The organism is Methyloversatilis thermotolerans, assembly GCF_000372885.1.
Classification (GTDB): domain Bacteria; phylum Pseudomonadota; class Gammaproteobacteria; order Burkholderiales; family Rhodocyclaceae; genus Methyloversatilis; species Methyloversatilis thermotolerans.
On record NZ_KB889967.1, the window covers coordinates 2,046,446 to 2,067,942 of the forward strand.

The 21,497-nt window shown below is 64.7% G+C and carries 19 protein-coding genes; 1 reads left to right on the forward strand and 18 read right to left on the reverse strand.

The genetic code is table 11. The annotated features are described in order from the left end of the window. Positions 1-19: 19 nt before the first annotated feature. The 11 genes from A3Q7_RS19685 to A3Q7_RS0109075 form a co-directional block, all read right to left on the reverse strand. Positions 20-388, reverse strand: coding sequence for a c-type cytochrome (locus A3Q7_RS19685; RefSeq protein WP_051079121.1), 369 nt, complete (start codon positions 386-388; stop codon positions 20-22). A 7-nt stretch (positions 389-395) separates the two neighbouring features. Beyond that, positions 396-962: a Tll0287-like domain-containing protein gene (locus A3Q7_RS0109030; protein WP_018411544.1), complete on the reverse strand. Its 567-nt coding sequence runs from the start codon at positions 960-962 to the stop codon at positions 396-398. Positions 963-1,017: 55 nt separating this feature from the next. After that, positions 1,018-2,460, reverse strand: coding sequence for a cytochrome c3 family protein (locus tag A3Q7_RS19690; protein WP_018411545.1), 1,443 nt, complete (start codon positions 2,458-2,460; stop codon positions 1,018-1,020). Between the two features lie 2 nt (positions 2,461-2,462). Beyond that, positions 2,463-4,451: an FAD-dependent oxidoreductase gene (locus tag A3Q7_RS19695; protein ID WP_198289168.1), complete on the reverse strand. Its 1,989-nt coding sequence runs from the start codon at positions 4,449-4,451 to the stop codon at positions 2,463-2,465. Positions 4,452-4,583: 132 nt separating this feature from the next. Further along, positions 4,584-5,378 carry an ABC transporter ATP-binding protein gene (locus A3Q7_RS0109045; RefSeq protein WP_018411546.1) on the reverse strand — a complete coding sequence of 265 codons (795 nt, stop codon included), beginning with the start codon at positions 5,376-5,378 and terminating at the stop codon, positions 4,584-4,586. A gap of 56 nt (positions 5,379-5,434) precedes the next feature. Further along, the gene (gene ntrB, locus A3Q7_RS0109050; RefSeq protein WP_026224649.1) at positions 5,435-6,343 is read right to left on the reverse strand and encodes a nitrate ABC transporter permease; all 909 of its coding nucleotides are present in this window, start codon (positions 6,341-6,343) and stop codon (positions 5,435-5,437) included. 53 nt (positions 6,344-6,396) lie between these two features. Then, entirely contained in the window at positions 6,397-7,686 is a 1,290-nt protein-coding gene (locus A3Q7_RS0109055) for a CmpA/NrtA family ABC transporter substrate-binding protein (RefSeq protein ID WP_018411549.1), read from the reverse strand. A gap of 401 nt (positions 7,687-8,087) precedes the next feature. Next, positions 8,088-8,669 (reverse strand): ANTAR domain-containing response regulator, encoded by a 582-nt coding sequence (locus tag A3Q7_RS0109060; RefSeq protein WP_018411550.1) that lies wholly within the window; start codon positions 8,667-8,669, stop codon positions 8,088-8,090. A 76-nt stretch (positions 8,670-8,745) separates the two neighbouring features. After that, positions 8,746-9,918, reverse strand: coding sequence for a PP2C family protein-serine/threonine phosphatase (locus tag A3Q7_RS0109065; protein ID WP_157278148.1), 1,173 nt, complete (start codon positions 9,916-9,918; stop codon positions 8,746-8,748). Positions 9,919-9,921: 3 nt separating this feature from the next. Further along, positions 9,922-10,833, reverse strand: a complete 912-nt coding sequence (locus A3Q7_RS0109070; protein WP_018411552.1) for a response regulator — start codon at positions 10,831-10,833, stop codon at positions 9,922-9,924. A 122-nt stretch (positions 10,834-10,955) separates the two neighbouring features. Continuing rightward, positions 10,956-11,348 carry a sirohydrochlorin chelatase gene (locus A3Q7_RS0109075; RefSeq protein ID WP_026224650.1) on the reverse strand — a complete coding sequence of 131 codons (393 nt, stop codon included), beginning with the start codon at positions 11,346-11,348 and terminating at the stop codon, positions 10,956-10,958. 68 nt (positions 11,349-11,416) lie between these two features. Here A3Q7_RS0109075 and A3Q7_RS0109080 point away from each other — a divergent pair, with 68 nt between their 5' ends. After that, entirely contained in the window at positions 11,417-12,076 is a 660-nt protein-coding gene (locus tag A3Q7_RS0109080) for a response regulator (protein ID WP_026224651.1), read from the forward strand. 16 nt (positions 12,077-12,092) lie between these two features. On the opposite strand, the gene A3Q7_RS0109085 is transcribed toward A3Q7_RS0109080, so the two are convergent. From A3Q7_RS0109085 to A3Q7_RS0109115, 7 genes are all read right to left on the reverse strand, one after another. Further along, a complete protein-coding gene (locus A3Q7_RS0109085; RefSeq protein WP_018411555.1) occupies positions 12,093-14,036 on the reverse strand; it encodes an ATP-binding protein in 1,944 nt (647 codons plus the stop codon). A 75-nt stretch (positions 14,037-14,111) separates the two neighbouring features. Next, complete coding sequence (locus tag A3Q7_RS0109090; protein WP_018411556.1) at positions 14,112-16,100, reverse strand: TonB-dependent receptor plug domain-containing protein; 1,989 nt, start codon at positions 16,098-16,100, stop codon at positions 14,112-14,114. Between the two features lie 228 nt (positions 16,101-16,328). Further along, positions 16,329-16,973, reverse strand: a complete 645-nt coding sequence (locus tag A3Q7_RS0109095) for a LutC/YkgG family protein (protein ID WP_018411557.1) — start codon at positions 16,971-16,973, stop codon at positions 16,329-16,331. Beyond that, positions 16,970-18,385: a LutB/LldF family L-lactate oxidation iron-sulfur protein gene (locus A3Q7_RS0109100; RefSeq protein ID WP_026224653.1), complete on the reverse strand. Its 1,416-nt coding sequence runs from the start codon at positions 18,383-18,385 to the stop codon at positions 16,970-16,972. Before A3Q7_RS0109100 ends, A3Q7_RS0109095 begins: the two co-directional genes overlap by 4 nt. A gap of 10 nt (positions 18,386-18,395) precedes the next feature. Next, positions 18,396-19,151: a (Fe-S)-binding protein gene (locus A3Q7_RS0109105; RefSeq protein WP_018411559.1), complete on the reverse strand. Its 756-nt coding sequence runs from the start codon at positions 19,149-19,151 to the stop codon at positions 18,396-18,398. A 4-nt stretch (positions 19,152-19,155) separates the two neighbouring features. Further along, entirely contained in the window at positions 19,156-20,172 is a 1,017-nt protein-coding gene (pbpG, locus tag A3Q7_RS0109110) for a D-alanyl-D-alanine endopeptidase (protein ID WP_018411560.1), read from the reverse strand. Positions 20,173-20,340: 168 nt separating this feature from the next. After that, entirely contained in the window at positions 20,341-21,456 is a 1,116-nt protein-coding gene (locus A3Q7_RS0109115; RefSeq protein ID WP_018411561.1) for a patatin-like phospholipase family protein, read from the reverse strand. Between the last annotated feature and the right edge of the window lie 41 nt (positions 21,457-21,497).

A 21,497-nucleotide genomic window follows, 5' to 3' on the forward strand; every position in this document is an offset into this window, starting at 1 on the left:
CTGTCCGGATCGATCGCGCTCAGGGCGCGACCATTCTCAACATGTAATCGACCGCCGATTTCACCTCGGCATCGGTCAGCGACGTATTTCCTCCACGCGCGGGCATTTCGGTACCCGAAGGACCTTCGAATCCGTTCAGCGCGTGTTCGTGAAGCACCGCCGCGCCCTTCGCCACACGTGGCTTCCAGGCCTGCGGGTCCTTCACCTGGGGGGCATCGGACATCGAATTGGCGTGGCATTCCCTGCACGTGCCCAGCCACACCTCGCGTCCGGCCTTCAGGTGTTCGTCGTCGTACTCGGGCCAGTTGCCGGCGCCACCGGCTGCAAAGGCGCAGGTACCACCAGCGACGAACAGCAGACCGGCTGTGGATCGGATTGCCCCGTTCATGACGGCGTTACTTCATCGGCAGGCGCAGCACCACACCGCCCATCACGTCGCCCATCTTGAAGTCGCGACGCGGCGTGTCCTTGTGATCGTTGTGGCAGCTCACACAGGCCTTGGCGATGGCCTTGTCCGGATAGACCGCGGTGAAGTACTTCTTGCCGCCCAGCGTCTCTTCCTTGTAGTAGGGTTTGCCGGTCTTGCCGACCTCGGCCAGCCCGGCCTTCTCCACGTCGGTCTTGGCCGCATTCTGTTTGTTGATCGGCCATTCGGACAGCAGCGAATAGGTGAAGGCCGCGCCCTTCTCCGCCACCATTTCCGAGCCATAGCGGAACATCTGCGCCGGCAGCACCAGCGCCTTGTCGTCCTTCCAGTGCTCGCTGGCCTTGATCACCTTGTCCTCGTTCTGCAGGCGGTTGACGATCAGGCGGGTATAGACCGTGCGATCCGATTCCATGATGAGGTGAAGCGCATCGGCAATGTCCTTGTAGCTCCAGCTCGCGGTGGCATCCTGGGCCGACGCGGTGCTGGCGGAGAACGCGACGGCAGAGCCGAGGGCAAGTACGGGAATCACTTTCATGGCAGAGCTCCTTTGGCTGTTGACGGGGTGAAACGAAAGCTGTGGGCGAGCGTGCTCACTCGTCGCCCTCCCTGCGCGCCGCCCTGCGTTCGGCTTCGGCGCGCTCGGCATCCTTCAGCGCCCACTCGATGCTGCTTACATGCACCGAGGGCTTGCCCTTGAAATTGCTGTCCTTGAGCGCCGGATCGGCCAGCGCATCGAGCGAGAACTGCAGGCTGTGGCAGTTCATGCACACCGGCCGCAGCATCTTTTCCGATGGCCTGAGCGTGTCGTTCTGGTTGTGCTGCACGCTCATGTGGCGCACATCGTCGGTGCGATGTTCCAGTCGCGGCATATGACAGGTGGCGCAGGTGACGCCACTGCCTGCTGGCAGTTCCCCGGCCGCTTCCCTCTTCGCCAGAGCTGCATGCGGTGAGGCCGCGAAGGCCTTGCTGTGCTTGTCCGCATGGCAGGCCAGACAGCCTGCGGTGGCGGCCTTGACCGGATCGAAGCGGTGCGCGCCGTGGCAGGTGGCGCAGCCGATGCCCTCCTGCTGCGCATCGGACTTCATCGGTATGAGTGCCTGTGCCGGAGTCATGGCCGTCATCCCCGCGGCCAGGCGCATGCCATGCTTGCCTTCGAGGAAGGTCTTTACTTCCTGCTTGTGGCAGGTCGAACAGACGGTGTGATCCGGCTTGTCCGTCCATGCCGGCGGCTCGCCCTTGGCAGGCGGCACCATGTGGCAGCCGGAACAGTTCACGCCAGCCTGGGCATGCCCTGTTTCAAGCCAGTCGCGATGCACCTGTGCGCTGCCCTTGCCGGCCGGCGCGTCCGCCTGGGTCAGCACCTGCTTCGGGAAGCGGTCGATCGGATAGCTTTCGTACAGCTCCTCGATCACGGTTTTCCAGTCGCGTTCAGGCACCGTGCGCGTTTCCAGCAGATCCGGCTTGCCCGCGTGCTTGGTCAGAAAGTCCTCGTACAGCGCCCGGTTGTCGTGGAAGTTGTGGCAGCCGCTGCTGGCGCAGGTATCGAATCCCAGCCCGGCATGGCTCGGACGCTCTTCTGCAATGTCATCGTGGCAGATGGAGCAGAAGTCCTTGGGCAGGGTCACCCCCATGGCATGCGTGATATCCGGTTTGTGCTCGACGTGACAGGTGACGCAGTGCGCGGCATCCAGACGCGCGGCGCGCTCCGCATTGCGCGGATCCGTGAACTTGCTGCGGGGATGAGAATCGTCCGCCGCTTTCAGTTCCGCCGCATGGCACTGCGTACACGCGTCCTGCATCACGTCGGCGGCCGAGAACGCCTCGCTGCCATGACAGGTGGAACAGGCCATTTCGATCTGGTGATGGCCGTGCGAAGTCTGACCGGGCAGGAAGGCGGTGCGCAGGAAGCCAGCCGGCGGCGGCGGAGCATCTTCTTTCAGCTGCATGCCCAGCCACAGGGCCCAGGTGGACAGGGCGCTCAGGCCGAACCACAGCAGCCAGAGCCATGCGTTGCGCGTGAACGTCCTTGCCATCGTCAGTACCAGTAGCTCGTGAGGATGTGGAAGCCGAGCAGCACCGGCAGCGGCCACAGCAGGAGGATGTGTGCCCAGGTCGCCAAGCGCCTCCAGGCGCGCAGCGGATGCGCGCGCTCGTGACTGCGCGCGATGCCCATGCTGGCCAGGGTGCCGGCGACCGCAGCGCCCGCCATGGACATCGACAGCCACAGGTTCAGGTTGCTGCCCATGCGCCCGCCGCTATGCACCACGAGCGCGACGAGCACGGCCACGCCGAATACGATGTGGATGGCGCGCCAGATGCTGTAGTCGCCGAGACGCCTGAGCACGGGAAGTCGCTTGCGCAGCCCGAGCACCGCGAGCACGACGGCCATGCCCAGCAGCGTGAAGCCGCTCACCTGCTTGTAGAAGCTGTCGCGCCACAGGCGGTCCCAGTGCACGGTGAGCTGCGCCGTGTCCGGATACGGTACGTCGAGCGGCAGCCAGACGAGCAGGGCCAGAATCAGGGCGACGAAACCGCCGCCCCACAGCACGCGCGCATCGCGCTCCGGTTCGAGCGCGGCGCTGCCGCCCAGCAGTTCTGCCAGTTGCGGCTTGCAGGACCCGCACACCGTCGATGCACCGGTACAGGCGGCAAGTTCGCCGACCGACCTGCAGCCTCCGGCCACCGCCCGATCGAGCTGACCGCGGGTGACGCCGGTGCAGTTGCACACCACGGCGACCGGCGGCCAGTTCAGAACGCTGTCCGCACCGTCGTCAGACCACAGATGGCCATCGCGGCGGAAGCGCCACAGTTGCCAGGGCCAGATGCGGCGCTGCGCACCGACCGCCTCCTGCACGCGTCGCGCCTGCGGCCAGGGTCCGACACCCAGCGCGCCGACGAGGCGACCGCGCCTCGTCACCAGCGTCCGCGCGCTGTTGCCATCGCCGGCGCGGTAACGCACCTGGCGACTGAAGTCGCGCGGGTCCGCCGCCACCGTTCCGACGCTCATCACCGGTATGCCGAGCACCTTGAGCCGTGTCGTAGACACACTGCCGGTGTAGCGGGCGTCACCGCCGGCGATCACGTGCGCGGCTACCGCGGCCTGTTCGTAACCGGGCGCCACCAGTCCGTACACGATGCCGCGGTGCTCCGCGCATTCACCCACCGCGAACACGTTCGGATCGGACGTGCGCAGCGCATCGTCGACCCGGATGCCGCGCCCGACCGCGATACCGGCGCTGCGCGCAAGTTCGATATGCGGCACGATGCCGGTCGCCAGTACCACGGTGTCGCAGTCGATGCGCTCGCCGCCGAGCAGACGTACCCCGCTCACCCGGCTGTCGCCGCAGATTTCCATTACCGGATCGTTCAGCTTCACGCGGATGCCGGCGCGCTCGACGTGTTGGCGCAGCACCCCCGCAGCAGCCGCATCGAGCTGCCGCGACATGAGCACTTCAGCGTGATCGATCAAGGTGACGTCGGTATTCAGCCGACGCATGGCGCGCGCGGTTTCGATGCCGAGCAGACCACCCCCCAGCACCACCGTGTGACGACTGCGCACCTGTCGCGCGAACAGGCTCTGCGCGTCACCGAAATCGCGGAAGGTAAATACGCCCGGCAACTTCATGCCCGGCGTGTCGGGCACCCGTGGACGGGAACCGGTCGCCAGGACGAGCCGGTCGTAGGACTGCTCGGCGCCGGTCGAGTCGGTCACCGTGCGCGCCGCCCTGTCGATCGCCACAATGCGCCGGCCCAGACGCAACTCGCACAGTTCCGGCGGTGGCAGCACGACCTCGGTCGACAGCGCGTCGTAGCCGATCTCTCCTGCCAGCCAGGACGACAGCTTCACGCGATTGTAGGGCGCATGCAGCTCGTCGCCGTACACCACGACGCGACACGATGGATCGCGCGCGCACAGCTCATGCGCCATGCGCAGTCCGACCGGTCCGCAGCCGACCACCACCCGTAGCCGCGCACCGGATCGCGTACAGGAGACTACGTCCGTCGCCATGTCATCCGCAGGCATGGGGCCGTTCATCGCATGCCGCCCTCCGTGCTGAAGTCATCCATACGGGCCATCCAGAGCAGGCCCGCATTCCTTTGTCGGGACGAGCGCCGTCCCGCAGCGAACTGCGTAAGGCTCGCTACAGCGGACCGGTCAGGCCGCCTTGCGAACCTGCTTCTGGTAGAGGAACTCGAGCAGGGCTGCCCGGTATTCGACGAAATCCGTGTCGTGCGCGAGCGCCAGCCGGTCGCGCGGGCGCGCCAGCTTCACGTCGAGGATTTCACCTATCGTGGCCGCCGGGCCATTGGTCATCATGACGATGCGGTCGGACAGCAGCACGGCTTCATCGACGTCGTGGGTCACCATCACCACGGTTGCGCCGGTCTTTTCCATGACGCCATTCAGTTCGTCCTGAAGGCTGGCGCGGGTCAGCGCATCGAGTGCGCCGAAGGGCTCGTCCATCAGCAGGATCTTCGGCTCCATCGCGAAGGCGCGGGCAATGCCCACCCGCTGCTTCATGCCGCCTGAAATCTCGTGCGGATACTTGTGCAGGGCGTGATCCATGTGGACCATTTCCAGCGCCGCCTCGGCGCGGGCACGCAGTTTCGGCTTGCCTTCCTTCTTGCCGAACACGCGTTCGACCGCGAGCAGTACGTTCTCAAGACAGGTGAGCCAGGGCAACAGCGAATGATTCTGGAATACGACTGCGCGCTCCGGCCCGGGCCCGGCGATTTCGCGACCGTCGCAGATCAGGTTGCCCGAGGTCGGCAGCGCGAGGCCGGCGATCAGGTTGAGCAGCGTCGACTTGCCGCAACCGGAATGGCCGATCAGCGTCACGAATTCGCCTTCCGATATCGACAGGTCGATGTCGCGCAGCGCAACGAACTTGCCCTTCTTGGTATCGAAGGTCATGCCGGCCTTGTCCACCTTGACCATGGTCTTGTTCATGAATCTCTCCCTCGCGCACCGGTGCATTGCACCGGTCGCATCAATCCGACGTGGAATCAGCTGTTGCCGTACGAGAAGCGGCGTGCCAGCAGAAGCAGTGCCTGTTCGAGCAGCAGGCCGACGATGCCGATGACGAAGATGGCGATGATGATGTGTTCCACCTTCAGGTTGTTCCACTCGTCCCACACCCAGAAGCCGATGCCCACGCCGCCGGTCAGCATTTCCGCCGCGACGATGACCAGCCAGGCGGTGCCGATGGACAGCCGGATGCCGGTGAGCATGTAGGGCAGCACCGAAGGAAACAGGATCCTGGTGACGATCTTCCACTCGTCGAGGTCGAGCACGCGGGCCACGTTCATGTAGTCCTGCGGCACGCGCTGCACGCCGACCGCGGTGTTGATGATCATCGGCCAGATCGAGCAGATGAAGATGGTCCACGTCGCCGCCGGATCCGCCTGCTTGAACACCAGCAGACCGATGGGCAGCCAGGCCAGCGGGCTGACCGGGCGCAGCAACGAAATGATGGGTTCGAACATGCGGTTCATGAAGGCGAAGCGGCCGATCACGAAACCGAGCGGAATGCCCACCAGGGCGGCAAAGCCGAAACCGATGCCGACGCGCTGCAGCGACGACAGCACGTTCCAGCCTATGCCCATGTCGTTCGGTCCGTTGTTGTAGAACGGATCTGCGAACAGCACCTTGGCCGCCTCCCACACCGCCAGCGGCCCGGGAATGCTGCCGCCTTCGGCCGCCAGCAAGGCCCACACGGCAAGCAGCAGACAGATGCCGACGAGCGGCGGGAATACGCTCTTGAACACGGTGAGCATCACCGACGACAGGACGATGCCGCCGGAACGGGATGGTTCCGCGGGAGCGGATATCTTCCTGGCCACTGCGGGCGTGGCGGGAACTGGCTTGGACGTCATGGTCATGATCTTGTCCGAGGTAATGCTTGCTGCATTCATGTGGAGCTCCTTTCAGTGCGATCGGACGCAGCACGCGGCCGCGTCCCGGACCTTCACGCGACGGAAATCCTGAAGCTTGCCGCGTACTTCTTCGGGTCCTTGCCGTCCCACACCGATCCGTCCATCAGCGTGGACGTGCGCAGTTCGCTCTTCGGCAATGCGACGCCGACCGCAGCGGCCGCCTGCTTGTACACGTCGATGCGGTTGATCGCCCGCGCGACCGCCAGGTAGTCCACGTCGCCCTTGAGCAGCCCCCAGCGGCGATGCTGGGTGAGGAACCACATGCCATCCGACAGGTAGGGGAAGTTCACCGCGCCGTCGTTGAAGAACTTCATGTAGTTCTTGTCGTCCCAGGTCTTGCCCAGACCGTTCTCGTAGCGGCCCAGCATGCGGCCGAGAATCACGTCCATGTCGGTATTGATATAGGACTTGGCGGCCACCGTTTCGGCCGTCTTGCGGCGATTGGCCAGCGAGGCATCGATCCAGCGGCTCGCTTCCAGAACGGCGGCGGTCATGGCACGCGCGGTATTCGGATACTTCGCCACCCATTCGGCGGTGGTCCCCAGCACCTTCTCCGGATGATCGACCCAAACGTCCTGCGAGGACGCCACCGAAAAGCTCACCTTGTCGACGATGCCGCGCTGGTTCCACGGTTCACCGACGCAGAAGCCGTGCATGTTGCCGACCCGGCAGTTGGCGATCATCTGGGGCGGCGGCACCACGATGCTTTTCACATCGGTGAACGGATTGATGTCGTTTGCAGCCAGCCAGTAGTACAGCCACATGGCGTGGGTACCGGTGGGGAAGGTCTGCGCGAAGGTATAGGTACCGGCCGGGCTGGCCGCCACCACCTTCTTCAGCGACGCGCCGTCCACTGCGCCCTTCTCGCGCATCTGAGCGGAAAGAGATATGCCCTGGCCATTGTTGTTGATGGTCATCAGGTTGGCCATGTCCTTCTTCGGCCCGCCTATGCCGAGATGCACGCCGTAGATCAATCCGTACAGCACATGCGCGGCATCCAGCTCACCGTTGACCAGCTTGTCGCGCACCGCCGCCCACGAGGCTTCCTTCGACGGAATGATCTTGATGCCGTACTTCTCGTCGAACTTCTCGACTGCGGCCATCACCACGCTGGAACAATCGGTCAGAGGAATGAAGCCTATCCGCACTTCCTTCTTCTCGGGTGCGTCGGATCCCGCAGCCCAGGCGGCGCTGCGCACGCCAGGAGGTACCATGCTCATCAGCGATGCCCCCACACCCAGGGCCGCGCCCTGTCTGAGAAGGTTGCGACGCATCGCGTCAGGCTCGACGGCGTCGACAGTCGGCTTCGTATGCTCGGACATTGTGTTCTCCGAAATTTCATGATCGGGGTTCCAGAATGAAAAAAGGGTGTCATCCGCGGCCGGAAGCCGGTCGGATGGACACCCTTGTCCCTTGAGGGAGGCTTCCCGCCTCACTGGCATCAACGTCGTTGTTGCGCCTTGACCAAGGCTTAGCACAGCCCGTGCCAAGCGCACCCACACGCACTCAAGTCCTTTTTCATCAATGACTTGACGAGATGGTTCACTGAAAGAACGGACCGGTGACCGGCCACGTCCGCACTCGCGCGGTGCGAGTCGGGCCGTGCAGCGCACCAAGTCGACACAACAATATCGGGGAGGGCCCGGCGCAGCATGCGCGCAAATGCGTCTTCATGAGGAGGCCGGCCCGGCCCGGCACCGCGGCCGGATGCGCGACGCGATGCTCAGCCGAGCAGGCGGGCGGTGGCGATGAAATCCTCGGACACCGCCGCAATCGTCTTGCCGCGCTCCATCGCCAGCTTGCGCAGTGTGTGATAGGCCGCGTCCTCGTCAATGCCGCGCAATTTCATCAGGATGCCCTTGGCACGGTCGATCACGATGCGGTCGTTGAGCTTCTGACGCGCTTCGTCACGCGCCTTGCGCAGCTCCTGGTGCTCCTCGAAGCGGGCAATCGCGACGTCGATCACCGGCTTGAGTCGCTTGGCTTCCAGCCCGTCCACGACATAGGCCGACACGCCCGCCTTCATCGCGCGTCGTATCGTCTTGGTGTCGGCGTCATTGGAAAAGACCACGACCGGTCGCGGCATGGTGCGATCCATGACCGCCATGTTCTCCAGCGTGTCGCGCGACGGCGAATCGGTCTGGATCAGGATGACATCCGGCTTGAGCTGCTCGACCTTGGTCTGCAGATCGTAGGCGCTGGACAGCACAGCCGCTACCTGATAGCCGGCACAGGCCAGACCGGCGCACATTTCTGCGGCACGTTTGCGCGATTCATCGACAACAATGACGGTCAGTACGGACATGAAGAGTGGGCAGGACAATTCCGGAGGCTCGTCACGCAATCACCGTGCCATGACGCGCCAAGCGGCGGCGGCGGCCCTATCCGTCCAGATCTATGGTCATGAGCGACACGTCGTCGTGTGCGCATGCACCTTGCAGATGCATGGAAAGAGCTTCGCGCACCGCATCGTGGCGTTGCGCACGGGATGTGCTGCCGAGCACCTGCTCCAGGCATGACCGCCCGAAGCACAGTCCATTCCTGGAGCGGGCCTCGAGCAGACCATCCGAACAGAGCACGAGCTGGGCGCCCGGTGGCCAGACGACGCGCGTCACCGGCAGCGATTGATGTCCCTCGTCAAGAATGCCCAGCGGCAGGTTGGTGGAGGTAAAGCGCATCAGGACGCCGCCATCCTCATCGAGAAGCAGCGCCTCGGGCGTGCCACCCACCCATATCTCGCCTTCCCCCCTGCTCACGCGCAACAGCGTGGCGGCAACAAAACGCCCGACCGGAAGCGTAGACAGCAGATGCCGGTTCATTTCCGCAGCCATCAGCCCCAGCGGCAAGCCCTTGCGCGCCACACCGAAGAACACCTGCAGCACCGGCAGTGCGCTGATGGCGGCCGCCAGCCCATGGCCCGTGGCGTCGGCAAGCAGCGCATACAGCGCCCCATCGGGCGAGCGGGCAACCGCCACCACGTCGCCGGACAGGTTTGCCGTCGGAATGACCGTGTGGCGCACCCGCGCGTCCTCGTCCGCCTTGCCCTGCACATGCCGGTCGATCACGCGTCTGGCCAGTTCGAGCTCGGCCTCGTGTTCGGCGCGGAACTGGGACAGCCTCGCGTGCATGGACAACTGCCGTTCACAGTTGCGCAGCTTCGCCGCCAGGATGGAGAAATTGATCGGCTTGGTGAGGTAATCGTCCGCCCCCGCCTCCAGCCCGGCAATCATGTCCCGGTCATCGCCACGGGCGGACAGCAGGAGTATGGGCAGCAAGGTGTCGGCGGTGAGCTGCCTCAAGGCGCGTGTCGCTTCCAGCCCGTCCATGCCGGGCATCACGACATCCATCAGCACGACATCCGGTCGCTCGGTCAGGAACACCTTCAGCGCCTCTGCGCCATCGGAGGCTTCCAGACTGTGATGACCGAGCCGACGGACCAGGGCACTCACGGTGGCCCGACCGACCAGCGTGTCGTCGACCACCAGCACCGTCATGGCTGCGCCCTCTCGCGTCAGCGCCGGGTTCGTCGTCCCGCGTCCGTCGGATGGCATCATGGCTCAGTCATCCAGCGCCACGGCCGCGACGACGACATTGCCGCAACCGCGATATTCCAGCCGTCCGAAGCACAGTCGCCGCGCCATGGCGATGCCTCGACCATTCGGATCGAAGGCACGCGATGGATCGAAATCCAGGTAGCGCTCGAAATCGAAGCCCTCACCCTGATCGCACACCGTGTAGCGCAGTTCGCGCACATCGCGTTCGACCACCAGCCGCGCGCGCCGGCCCGCATACGGCGGAGTGCACAACCTGCGCTCGACCTCGCGCTCCCAGCCATCTTCCAGCTTGAGGCGCGACTTTTCCGCGTAGCTGATGCCGAGATTGCCATGCTCCACGGCGTTGATGAGCAACTCGCTCAAGCCCATCACCACATTCTCCGGTTCGGGTGCAACCAGTGAAGCCAGCGACGCAAGGTCGTTCGCCTGTTGCAGCGTGGAGAACTCGAATTCGGCCCGGATCACGCTGCACAGCGCCTGACGCAGACCATACACACGCAACTGCACGTCCCGCGTGCGACGCACGTCTTCGAGCGCCGACTTGATGATGGCGAGCAGGGCATCCGGCTCGTAAGGTTTGGTCAGGTAGTAGCGGACGCCCGCCTCAAGACCTTCCCTCACCTGATCCGGGGTGGCGGCCGCCGTCTGCATGATGACCGGCAATCCGCTCAGATGCGGCACACGATGCATGCGCCGGATCACTTCCATGCCATCGAGTCGCGGCATCATGCGGTCCAGCACCAGCAGATCGAACTTGCTGGCCGGATTCTCGAGCAGCCGCCATGCCTCCTCGCCGTCATGCGCAAGCGTCAGTTCGTAGCCCTGACCGTCCAGATATTCGACGATGATTTCCAGATTGAGCGGCTCATCATCGACAACGAGCAGTCGGACTGGAGTTGACTGGCCTGAGGGCATGAAGGGGGTCACCTCGCGCGGGGCTGCCTGAATGTGGAAAAACCGGTGGCCGGCAGAGCTTGTCCTGCTCTGGCTCAGCTAACGGCGCGGCAGCCACCCGGCTTGAGCGCGCCAGTTCCGGCTCAGGGCGCGGTGAGCGCAGCGAGCGCCACGTCGGCCATCGCTTCCTGCACGCGTACGTCCTCGCCGACCGCGGTCGCCAGTTCGACGAGCAGATGCGGATGCCGGCGCCTGACCGCTTCGATCTGTTCCGGCAGGTCGCGGCGCACATGCCCGCTCTGCGCGATGAACATCGGCACCACGACAATCCGTCGCACCCCCGCCTCCGCGAGCGCGGCGCAGGCCGGCTCGAGGCCGGGTTCGAGGAACTCGAGAAATGCCAGTTCCACGCGAGGGCTGCCCGGACGCGCCGCAATACGTGCCGCGACCTCGCGCAGCGGGCGCGCCCATTCGGGATCGCGCGAACCATGTCCGAACAGTATCAGTGCCTGATCCAAAGCAAGTGCTCCCGGCATGCGCCTGCATCCGCGCGTGCCATCGAAGATAGAATCCCGGGCGTATCCCATCAGCAGGATCGCCCGCCATGCAGGTAATGATCGTCGAAGACCAGCCGCTCGTGGTCGAGGGCTTGCGCAGCGTCTTGACCGAAATCGACAACAACCCCGACATCCGCTGCGCGATGCTGGCGGCGCGCGCGCTGGCCATGCTGCGCGCCGGACTGCGCCCCGACATCGTCATGCTCGACCTCAATCTTCCGGATGCCGAGGGCACCTCGCTGCTCGGTCAGTTGCGCGAGGAATTCCCCGACGTGCCCGTGGTGGTCATTTCCGCCCAGGATGACAGACAGACCATCACAACCGCCATCGACCAGGGTGCGATGGGCTTCATTTCGAAAAGTTCGACCACTGCCATCCTGATCAGTGCCCTGCAACTGGTGCTCAAGGGCGGCATCTACGTGCCGCACCAGGTGCTCGAGGATGGCGGCCCCGGACTGGCCGGACACCCGACGATACAGGATCCGGCCGACATCGGTCTGACGCCGCGCCAGATCGAGGTGCTCACGCTGATGATCGAGGGCATGCCGAACAAGCTCATTTGCCGTGAACTGGGCATTTCCGATGGCACCGCCAAGACGCACATTTCCACCATATTGCGTCTGCTCGGCGTGAAGAACCGCACCCAGGCCGTGTTCGCCCTGTCGCAGATGGGTGTGCGCCTGCCCGGCCGCACTGCGCGCCGCTGACTTTGGCCGCGCAGCGTCAGAACGGGGGGTCTGCGGCATCCAGCAGGCTGCCCACCACCGCATCCAGCACCACCGGCCGCACGGGCTTCGCGACCAGCGGAATGCCGTGCGTCTCGAGCTTGATTTCAAGCTCCCGGGTCGCCGCCAGTCCGGTCATGATGATTGCCGGCAGGTGCTCGCCGAACTCGCGTCTGAGCGAGTGCACCGCCGCCAGACCGTCATTGCCGTCGCCGAGCTGATAGTCGCTCAGGATGAACGCGGGCGCGCCGGCCTGGCGCAACTGGCGCAGCACGAAGTCCGGCGACTCGCCGGACACGACATCGATGCCCAGTTGCTGCAACAGGCCGCGCAACGAATGCAGCAGTGCGGCGTCATCGTCGATCAGCGCCACCCGCCGCCCACGCAGTCGTTGCAGCCCCGGCAACTCGTCCTGTACCGGGGCCACTTCCGGTGCCCGGGCGCGTGGAACGCCGACGCTGAACGTCGATCCCACACCGGGACGCGAGCGGACCGCAAGCGGATGACCGAGCAGCGCACACAGTCGCTTCACGATGGCCAGCCCCAGTCCCATGCCGCGGCCCGCCGCACCCGTATCCACACCCGGCAGGCGCACGAATTCCTCGAACACATCGTTGATCCGGTCCGACGGAATGCCCTGACCGCTGTCGCGCACCTCGATGAGCACGCGATCGACGGCGATGCGGCGGGCGCCCACCAGCACGGTGCCACGCACCGTGTAGCGCAGCGCATTGGACACCAGGTTGGCCAGCACGCGCTCGAGCAACAGAGGATCCGACCGGCACCACGCCGATGTCGGATGGAAGGCGAGCCTCAGGCCCTTTTCCGCCGCTTGCCCTTCGAAAGTCAGACGCAGGCTGTCGAACAGGCGGCCGAGAGGAAAATCCGCGATACGCGGCTGGGTCGCACCGCTTTCCAGGCGGGCCACGTCCAGCAGCACATCGCGCATGTTCTCGAGCTTCAGGGAAGACCGTTCGAGCCGAGTCAGCAGACCGGCGCTTTCATCGTCTTGCAGCCTGAGCTTCAAGGTGCGGATATCCAGTCCCATGGCCATCAATGGCTGGCTCAGGTCATGCAGCAGCGCATCGACGAACTGCGTCTTGGCGCGACTGGCCTGCTCCGCTCTTTCTTTCTGCGCCTGCAGTTCGGCGGTCGCCACCTGCACACGCTGTTCGAGTTCGGCGCGCGCGCCACTGAGCGTGACCGCCATGCGGTTGATGCCATCCTCCAGCCCCTGCAGGATGCCGCGTGCGCCGGTGCGTGCCCTGGCCGAGAAATCGCCCTGCTCGATGCGGCGCACCGTGTCGGCGAGCTGTCTTATCGGCGACGTGACCCCATCGGACAGCAATCGCGCCAGTACGGCTGCCAGCACGAGGCCACCCAGCGTGATGAAGGCCGCGCTGAGCACCAGTTGCCGGCGCGCCCGCACCGTTTCCAGGCGCGACATCTGCAACAGCACGAGACCCAGCCGGGTTGGACCGGCACCGGCCGTATCGTCGTCGAGCAGCAGGTCCGGCGCCACCTGCGCGCTGAGGACCGGCGCAGCGAACAGGTAATGAGTCTCGGAGCTGCCGACCAGCGCCGGGCCGGTCAATGCATCCAGCCCTGCAGTCGCCGTCGTGTCGACGCGACCCGCCCGCGCAAGCACGACGCGATCGCCATCCATCACGAGCAGGCCATCGACATCGCGCTCGCGCAACGCAGCATCGGCCAGCGACTGGAGGATGTCTATGCTGCCGGCGAAAAGACCGTACTCGGAGGCCGGCGCCAGACTGGCCACCAGCAGCATCGCGCGCTCGACCAGCGAGCGCTCGATGTCGGCCATGCGGGTCGTGGTGAAATGCAGCGCGAGGGCGAAGGCAATGGCAACCGAAGGAAGGAAGGCCGCCAGCAGGACGCGGCTGCGAAACCCGAGTCGATTGAGCCCGAACCGGCTCGGCACTGAAGTCTCCCCTGTGTATCCGGGGTAGTCCCCGCCCCGATCAGGCGAACATGATACGGGAATCGGCAAACAGCTTCAGAACCACACGCCCTTGAGTCCGAGCATGGTCTGGCGGGTCACCTCGTTTAACGGGATACGGCCGCGATTGTCGTTGAAGGTTTCGTAACGAGGGCCGATTCCGGTGGCTGCAAGAAATACTTCCCAGCGCATGCCGCCACTGACGAACGCCTTGGTGATCCGTGCATCGAGGGTGCGGTAATCGTCGACTTTCTCGCTGCCATTCAGGAAGTTGGCGGCACTCACTCCAAACAGGGTTGCAGCGACCGACCAGTTCGCCGGAAAACGCTCCAGCCAGGTCAGCGACCAGGAGGAACCCGGCACCGTCGACTGGTAGCAGGTCTGCCCCGCCTCGCACGGGTGCACCGCACCTATATGTACAAGTGCGTGCGTCCACCAGATGTCCCGATCCGGACCGCGCCATTTGTACTGGTACTCGATCCCCGAAATGGTGGCGCCCGGCCCCTCCGTATAGGTCCGTCCGGCGAACGGCCAGGTCGGCCTCGCGTCGTACTCCGTTTCGATGATCAGGTGATCGTACTTTTCGTGAAACAAGCGGATATCCAGCGTCGAGTGGCTGAACTGTGCGACATAACCGAGTTCGGTTGAATCAAGGCGCTCGGGATCAAGACCCGGCGTCCCGACGTTGGTCCTCCTGATCCGACCGCCAGGCAAAGGAAGCCGCGTGTCGATGAATCTGGAATCCCCGCGTTCCTCGATCAGCGCGGGTTGCCGGTAAGCCCGACTGAAACCCAGCTTGAACGCGTGGGCAGGATTCAGGTGGAATGTCGCGAACGCGCGGGGCGACATCAGCGGACTGCTGCTCTGGAACCTCTCGATCATGTTGCCCAGATTGAATGTCCAGGTCTCTGAAGGACGCCACTCCACGTTTGCGGAAATGCGGCCAAGCACCTGGGATTCCCTGCCGGTGACATAGAACATCCGGTCAGATACCAAGGTATCCTGGCGATATTCCATACCCCACGCAATCCGCCAGTCCTCCGCAGGAACGAATTGATGCTGGAAGTCCAGGCTGCGACGTGTGGCTCGTCTGTTGTAGTCGATCGGCAGAAGTGGATAGGTTCCCGGTGGCGTACCGAGTCGCGGATTCGGATCACCGAACCACTCCTCCTGGCCACGATCTTCGTTCTGGTAGAGGTTGATCGACCACTCGTTATCGGTTGCCAGCAAGCGGCGAAAGCGCAGATGGGCGAACCAGTTGTCGCTACGTACAGACCGGAATCCATTCGCGTTGTCGATGTTTCCGGAAACGCCAAAGGGATAGCCGACCCCTCGCGAGCCGGAACTTTGCCCAGCCATCAGACTGAGTTCGTCCGAGTTGTTGAGCGCGAGGTCCACGCGCAGCGTAGACGCATTCAGTCGCGACGAATCGTAGCGTTGGCGAAAGCCATCATCGCCCATGGTCTGCGCGCTGAGCGACATGCTCAGCGGACCAAAATTGCGACGAAAACGCGCTGAGGCATCAGATAATCCATCGTTGCCTCCGGTGACCGAGACACTGGCTGCAGGGCCATCGCTGCCTGTCCGGGTCACGATGTTCACTACGCCGGCAACCGCGTTCGAACCATAGGTCGCGGCATTGGAGCCGCGGACGACCTCGATCCGTTCGATCTCTGCCATGGTGACCGGCAGTGCATCCCAGTCTACGTAGCCGTACAGGTAAGGTGAGTACACCGAACGGCCATCGATCAGCACCAGCATGCGATTCGGATTCAACGTACCGAGGCCATGGTAGAACAAGGCCGGCGAATGCCCAGTGTCACTCATCATATTCATACCCGGCACCAGCCGCAGCAACTGTGGCAGTCGGCGGTAGCCCAGGCGTTCGATGTCCTCGCGCGTGAACAGGGTTACGGCACCGGGCGCATCGTCGATGCGCTGAGGCATGCGGGTCATCGACAGAACGACCGGCAGTTCGTCGAGGAAAGGGGATTCCGGCGAGGCGTCCTCGGCGACTGCGGCAGAGGCAACGAGAATTCCGAGCAAGGGGGCAATGCGGCCGAGCCGGCTCCGGCTACGGAGCGACCACAGGCACGGACATGCATCCAGGTCACGGGCTGGGGGGCGAACATGGGTCAACACGGCTGCTGCTCCTACTGCTTTGTTCTGATTATTCCGAAACAACCTGCCCATCATGACAACGCCAGATGACGGGAGTGAGCGCGCAAGCGCCCCGTGCAAGCATGGCAGCGCGGCCTGCAGCCTTGCCGACGGTCAGCCGACGATGATCAGGTGCACGCGGTAAGGACCGTGCGCGCCCAACACGATGGTCTGCTCGATATCGGCCGTGCGCGACGGACCTGAAACCAGATTGACCGCGCGCGGCCAATGCCGCCACTCTGCCCTGGCGTGCGTCCACGCTGTTTCCATGTCCGGAACGATACACGTGCGGGGCACGACTGCGATATGGGTATCCGGCAGCAGGCTGTTGACCGGCGGCATGTCCGCGCCAGATCTGAGCATCAAGGTGCCGGTTTCGGCGATGGCGCGGAAACAGCCGGTCAAACCCACCGCATCGTGCGGACCGGCGGCGCCCGCACGCACCTCGCAGCCAGCGCCGCTCCAGTCCAGCCCGGCGAACGCAGGAGCGATCACCAGTCGCGTGGTCAATCCTTGAGCGCGCAGCCAGCCGGCCACCTTCGCCGGAACCTCGTCCATCGTCGCGCAGCCATCCACCGTCGACAACATTGCGCGAGCTCGCCCGATGAAACGCTCCGGGTCGTCGCCGGGCGATGGACGCGGGCCACTGCGAGGTGTGTCGATCTCGTCGCGTATGCGCCTGCGTGCCTCCGCCAGTCCGCTTCCGGTGCGGCCAAGCTGGCGCCGCAGGCGACCCAGGATGTCGTCGCGCGTGCTCATGCTCGCCCTTGCCTGCGCCGCGCGTAAAGATCGCGGAAAGTCGCACCGGCCGGCGCCGGAAAATCGCGCTGCGCGGTCCAGCCGGGCGCCAGGCCCATCACCTGAATGCGGTCGCGCCCATCGGCCAGCCAGCGCAGGTAACGCACCGCAATGCGCGCGCCCCACGCATACAGCGCGGGCCGCGCGGCGGCCCAGGCCCAGAGGCGGGTTGCCAGGCGCTCGCGCCATGGACGCAAGCCCTGCTCCATCTGCTTTTCCCGCAGGCGGCGCATCAGCTCGGGCAGCGGGATGGAGACCGGACAGACCACGCTGCACTGATTGCACAAGGTGGCCGCCTGCGGCAGATCCAGCGCCTTGTCCAGCCCCTGGTACAGCGGCGTCAGCACCGAGCCCATCGGCCCCGGATACACCCAGCCATAGGCGTGGCCGCCTATGGTCTGATACACCGGGCAATGGTTCATGCACGCGCCGCAGCGTATGCAGCGCAACATGTCCTCGAAGTCCGAACCAACCAGATCGGCGCGGCCGCCATCGACCAGCACGAAATACATGTGCTCCGGACCATCCGGATCGCCCGCGTGGCGGGGCCCGGTCAGCAGCGACACATAATTGGTGATGGCCTGCCCGGTGGCCGAGCGCGGCAGGACGCGCAGCAGCGTGGACAGATCCTCGAGTGTCGGAATCACCTTCTCGATGCCGGTCAGCGCCACATGTACCCGGGGCAGCGTGGTGCACAGCCGGCCATTGCCCTCGTTGGTGACGATGGCCACCGAACCGGTCTCCGCGATCAGGAAATTGCCGCCCGACAGCCCCATGTCGGCACCCAGGAACTGCGGCCGAAGCACTGCACGCGCCTCGTGCGTGAGCGCCTCGATATCGGTTTTCGGCGCAGTGCCATGCACGCGCGCGAACAGTGCCGACACCTGTTCCTTCGACTTGTGGATCACCGGCATGATGATGTGCGACGGTGGCTCGTTATCGTTGATCTGCAGGATGTACTCCCCCAGATCGGTCTCCACCGGCCGTATGTCCGCCGCCTCGAGCGCGGCATTCAATCCGGCTTCTTCGGACACCATGGATTTCGACTTCACCACCGTGCGCACACCATGCCGCCGCGCGATGTCGATGATGAGTTCGCACGCGTGTTCGCCATCACGCGCCCACAAGACGGTGGCACCGCTTTCCGTCGCCTTGGCCTCGAAGGCCTCGAGCCAGAGGTCGAGGTCGCGCAGCACGCGGGCGCGGATTTCGGTTGCGCGCGCACGCACGGCGTCGAAATCCGGGAAGGCGGCAACGGCGGCCGCACGCGAAGCGGCATTGCGTCCGCGCGTGCGCTTCAGATTGTGCTGAAGTTCGGCGTCATCCAGCCTCTGGCGGACGCGATCGACGAAATGCATGGAGCGGATTTCCATGGTCGCACCGTCACACGTCGCGCCCGGCGAGCAGCTCGGCGATATGGATCACTTCGGTGAATTCATCGCCACTGCGGCGCAGGCGGCCTTCGATGTTCATCATGCAACCGAGGTCGCCGAGCGCCACCGCGTAGGCGCCGGAAGAACGGATCGCCTCGCACTTGCGCTGCACGATGGCGCCGGACACATCCGGGTACTTGACCGCGAACAGTCCGCCGAAACCGCAGCACTCCTCGCAGTCGCGCATTTCGATCAGGCGCGCGCCGGGCAAGTGTCCGATCAGGCGGCGTGGCTGCTGCTTCACGCCCATTTCGCGCAGACCGGAACAGCAATCGTGATAGGTGACCGAACCGTCGAAACGCGCTGGCAACTCGGTCAGGCCGGCGACGTCGACCAGGAACTGCGTCAGTTCGAATGTCTTCGCGGCAAGCGCCTGCGCGCGCGGCGCCCATTCGGCATCGTCGGCCAGCAGTTCCGGATAGTGCATGCGCACGGTAGCGCTGCAGGAACCGGAGGGCGCAACGATGAAGGCGTAGGACTCGAATTGCTCGATGAACCGGCGAGCCAGCGTCTGCGCGGCCCGCCGGTCACCCGAGTTGTAGGCGGGCTGGCCGCAGCAGGTCTGCGCCGCGGGCACCCGCACCGCATAGCCGGCCGATTCGATCAGGCGGATCGCCGCGAAACCGATGGAGGGGCGCATCAGATCGACCAGGCAGGTGACGAACAGCGCCACCTCTGCGCGGACACCGGACGCGCCCGGATTCATCGCATCAACCCTGCGGCGCAGCCTGCTGTGCGAGCTGTTCAACCCAGCGACGGATGCGGATGGCGTCGCCGATACGGGTGAGCTTGCCCCAGGAATCCAGCAGTACGATCACCACCGGTTTCTGATTCAGCCAGGCCTGCATGACCAGGCACTTGCCGGCCTCGCTGGTATAGCCGGTCTTCTGCAGACCGATTTCCCACTCCGGATTGGACACCAGCGCGTTCGTGTTGTTGAAGCGCTGCACACGGCCGTTGATGGCGAACTGACCGTCACGGGTGGTCGAGAACTCGCGGATAAGCGGATAGCGGGCCGAGGCCGCCACCATCTTGGCCAGATCGCGTGCCGAGGACACATTGTTCGGATTCAGGCCGGTGCTGTCGAAAAAACGGGTATCGACCAGACCCAGTTCGTGCGCCTTGTGGTTCATCGCCGCGATGAACGCGGAATGCCCGCCTGGATAGTAGCGGGACAGGGCCGACGCGGCGCGGTTTTCCGACGACATGAGCGCGAGCTGCAGCATGGCTTCGCGGCTGAGTCGCGTACCGACCGTGAGCCGCGAACGCGTGCCCTTGAGCAGATCGATATCCTCTTCCGACACCTCGAGCATTTCATCCAGCGCCGGATGCGCATCGAGCGCGACCATGGCGGTCATGAGCTTGGTGATGGACGCGATCGGCACCACTGCGTCGGAATTGCGTTCGAACAGCACTTCACCGGAGGTCTGATCCTGCACCAGCACGGCATTGGATTTGACATTGGGCAGACCGAGCGAGGTCAGATCCGGGAGACCGGCACCTGCGTCCTGCGCAATCGCCGCCTTGCGCGTGGACTTCTTCACGCTGGCCTGACGCACATTCTTCTTGCCGGATTTCGCAACCTTGTACTGCTTGGACACCTTGGCGGATTTCTTGCCCGACACGGCCTGGGAGGAGGTCTTGGTGGATGCGGCATCGGCATCCTGGGGAAGCGACACCGCCAGGGTTGCGGTGGCGAAGCTGACCATCAGCACCTTCAGTAGCATTGCGTGTGACCCCTGCCGACGTTGCGATTGAGGGCTGAGTTTACCTGCAGGGCAGAATTTCTCAAACGAAAATAAGAGCCTGGAAAGCATTCTTGTAGCCAATTCAAGATCGTGATCAATGTCTTGTCGGCCAAAATCGGCCCGGCTTGAGCGGGGCAGGTACGGCCCTCAGCTACCCCTCACGCCGAGGAACGCCCGCACATCGTCTGCGCGGGCCATCACGTCGCGATAGCCGAGGTCTATCAGGGCGCGGGTAAATGGCTTTTCGAAAAGCAGATAGCTTGCCAGCCCGCCGCCAGCGCGCCGGGTGCCACCGATGCCACCAAGCAGGGTACGCACGCCTATCGGCAGGGCGGCGACGTGGCGTGCCGCAATGTCGTCGAGCCGCTCACTGGGCGAAATGACCAGGGTTTCTATCGGGCGCAGGGGCGCACCGATGCGCTCCTGCATGTCCGGCGACACACGTCCGAGGATGTCGTTCACCCGCTGCAACTGTTCGATGTCGATCATGAGCTGATCCAGGAATATGCTCGCCAGCGCATGTCCGGCCACCTGGGCCAGTGACGGATAGGATCCGCTCCGCCGGCGTTGATCGGCTTCGTTCATGCGGCCGACACCGATGATGAAAATGCGCTCCGCACCCAGATGCACAGCCGGGCTGACCGGCGCGAGCTGACGCATCGATCCGTCGCCGAAGTACTCGCGGTTCAGCTTTACCGCCGGAAAGATGAAAGGCAAGGCGCTGCTGGCCAGCAGGTGTTCGACCTTGAGCGCGGTACGGATGGACGCGCGCTGCATGCGCTTCCACGGTTCGATGCCCTCGCCGCCAGCGAAGAAGGCCACGCTGTCACCCGAGGTGTAGCCGGACGCGGTGACCGACAGCGCGTAAAGGGCGCCGCTGTGCAGCGCGCGGTCGATGCGCGAGAAATCGAGCACCTGCTCGAGCAGGGCGCGCAGCGGCGAATTGTCGAGCAGGGAACGCGGATAGCGGTCCACCGCCCAGCCGAACATGAGCGCAAGAAGCCAGCGCGCACCGGTCTTGCCTATGCCCCAGGTGTCGGCGCGATAGACCTGCCCCGCCTCGAAATTGCGCCAGATGTGCAGCAGCTTGTCGACCGCGTCGCCGAAATGCTCGCTGTAGACGGCGAGCGCGGTGGCATTGATGGCGCCAGCCGATGTTCCGCACAGGATGGGAAAGGGATTTGCGCGCGCGTCGGGCAGCAGTTCGCGCACTGCTGCCAGCACGCCGACCTGATAGGCGGCTCTGGCACCGCCCCCGGACAAGACCAGCGCTGTCCTGCCTCGCTGAGTCAAGGCGCCCTCCC

Bases quoted from the DNA above. Each gene is read 5' to 3' on its own strand.
- A3Q7_RS0109030 (WP_018411544.1), bottom strand. From the start codon at position 962: ATGAAAGTGATTCCCGTACTTGCCCTCGGCTCTGCCGTCGCGTTCTCC.
- A3Q7_RS0109065 (WP_157278148.1), bottom strand. From the start codon at position 9,918: ATGATGCCATCCGACGGACGCGGGACGACGAACCCGGCGCTGACGCGA.
- A3Q7_RS0109070 (WP_018411552.1), bottom strand. From the start codon at position 10,833: ATGCCCTCAGGCCAGTCAACTCCAGTCCGACTGCTCGTTGTCGATGAT.
- A3Q7_RS0109105 (WP_018411559.1), bottom strand. From the start codon at position 19,151: ATGAATCCGGGCGCGTCCGGTGTCCGCGCAGAGGTGGCGCTGTTCGTC.
- A3Q7_RS0109095 (WP_018411557.1), bottom strand. From the start codon at position 16,973: ATGAGCACGCGCGACGACATCCTGGGTCGCCTGCGGCGCCAGCTTGGC.
- A3Q7_RS0109045 (WP_018411546.1), bottom strand. From the start codon at position 5,378: ATGAACAAGACCATGGTCAAGGTGGACAAGGCCGGCATGACCTTCGAT.
- A3Q7_RS0109100 (WP_026224653.1), bottom strand. From the start codon at position 18,385: ATGGAAATCCGCTCCATGCATTTCGTCGATCGCGTCCGCCAGAGGCTG.
- ntrB (WP_026224649.1), bottom strand. From the start codon at position 6,343: ATGAATGCAGCAAGCATTACCTCGGACAAGATCATGACCATGACGTCC.
- A3Q7_RS19695 (WP_198289168.1), bottom strand. From the start codon at position 4,451: ATGCCTGCGGATGACATGGCGACGGACGTAGTCTCCTGTACGCGATCC.
- A3Q7_RS19685 (WP_051079121.1), bottom strand. From the start codon at position 388: ATGAACGGGGCAATCCGATCCACAGCCGGTCTGCTGTTCGTCGCTGGT.
- A3Q7_RS0109055 (WP_018411549.1), bottom strand. From the start codon at position 7,686: ATGTCCGAGCATACGAAGCCGACTGTCGACGCCGTCGAGCCTGACGCG.
- pbpG (WP_018411560.1), bottom strand. From the start codon at position 20,172: ATGCTACTGAAGGTGCTGATGGTCAGCTTCGCCACCGCAACCCTGGCG.
- A3Q7_RS0109080 (WP_026224651.1), top strand. From the start codon at position 11,417: ATGCAGGTAATGATCGTCGAAGACCAGCCGCTCGTGGTCGAGGGCTTG.
- A3Q7_RS0109075 (WP_026224650.1), bottom strand. From the start codon at position 11,348: ATGCCGGGAGCACTTGCTTTGGATCAGGCACTGATACTGTTCGGACAT.
- A3Q7_RS0109060 (WP_018411550.1), bottom strand. From the start codon at position 8,669: ATGTCCGTACTGACCGTCATTGTTGTCGATGAATCGCGCAAACGTGCC.
- A3Q7_RS19690 (WP_018411545.1), bottom strand. From the start codon at position 2,460: ATGGCAAGGACGTTCACGCGCAACGCATGGCTCTGGCTGCTGTGGTTC.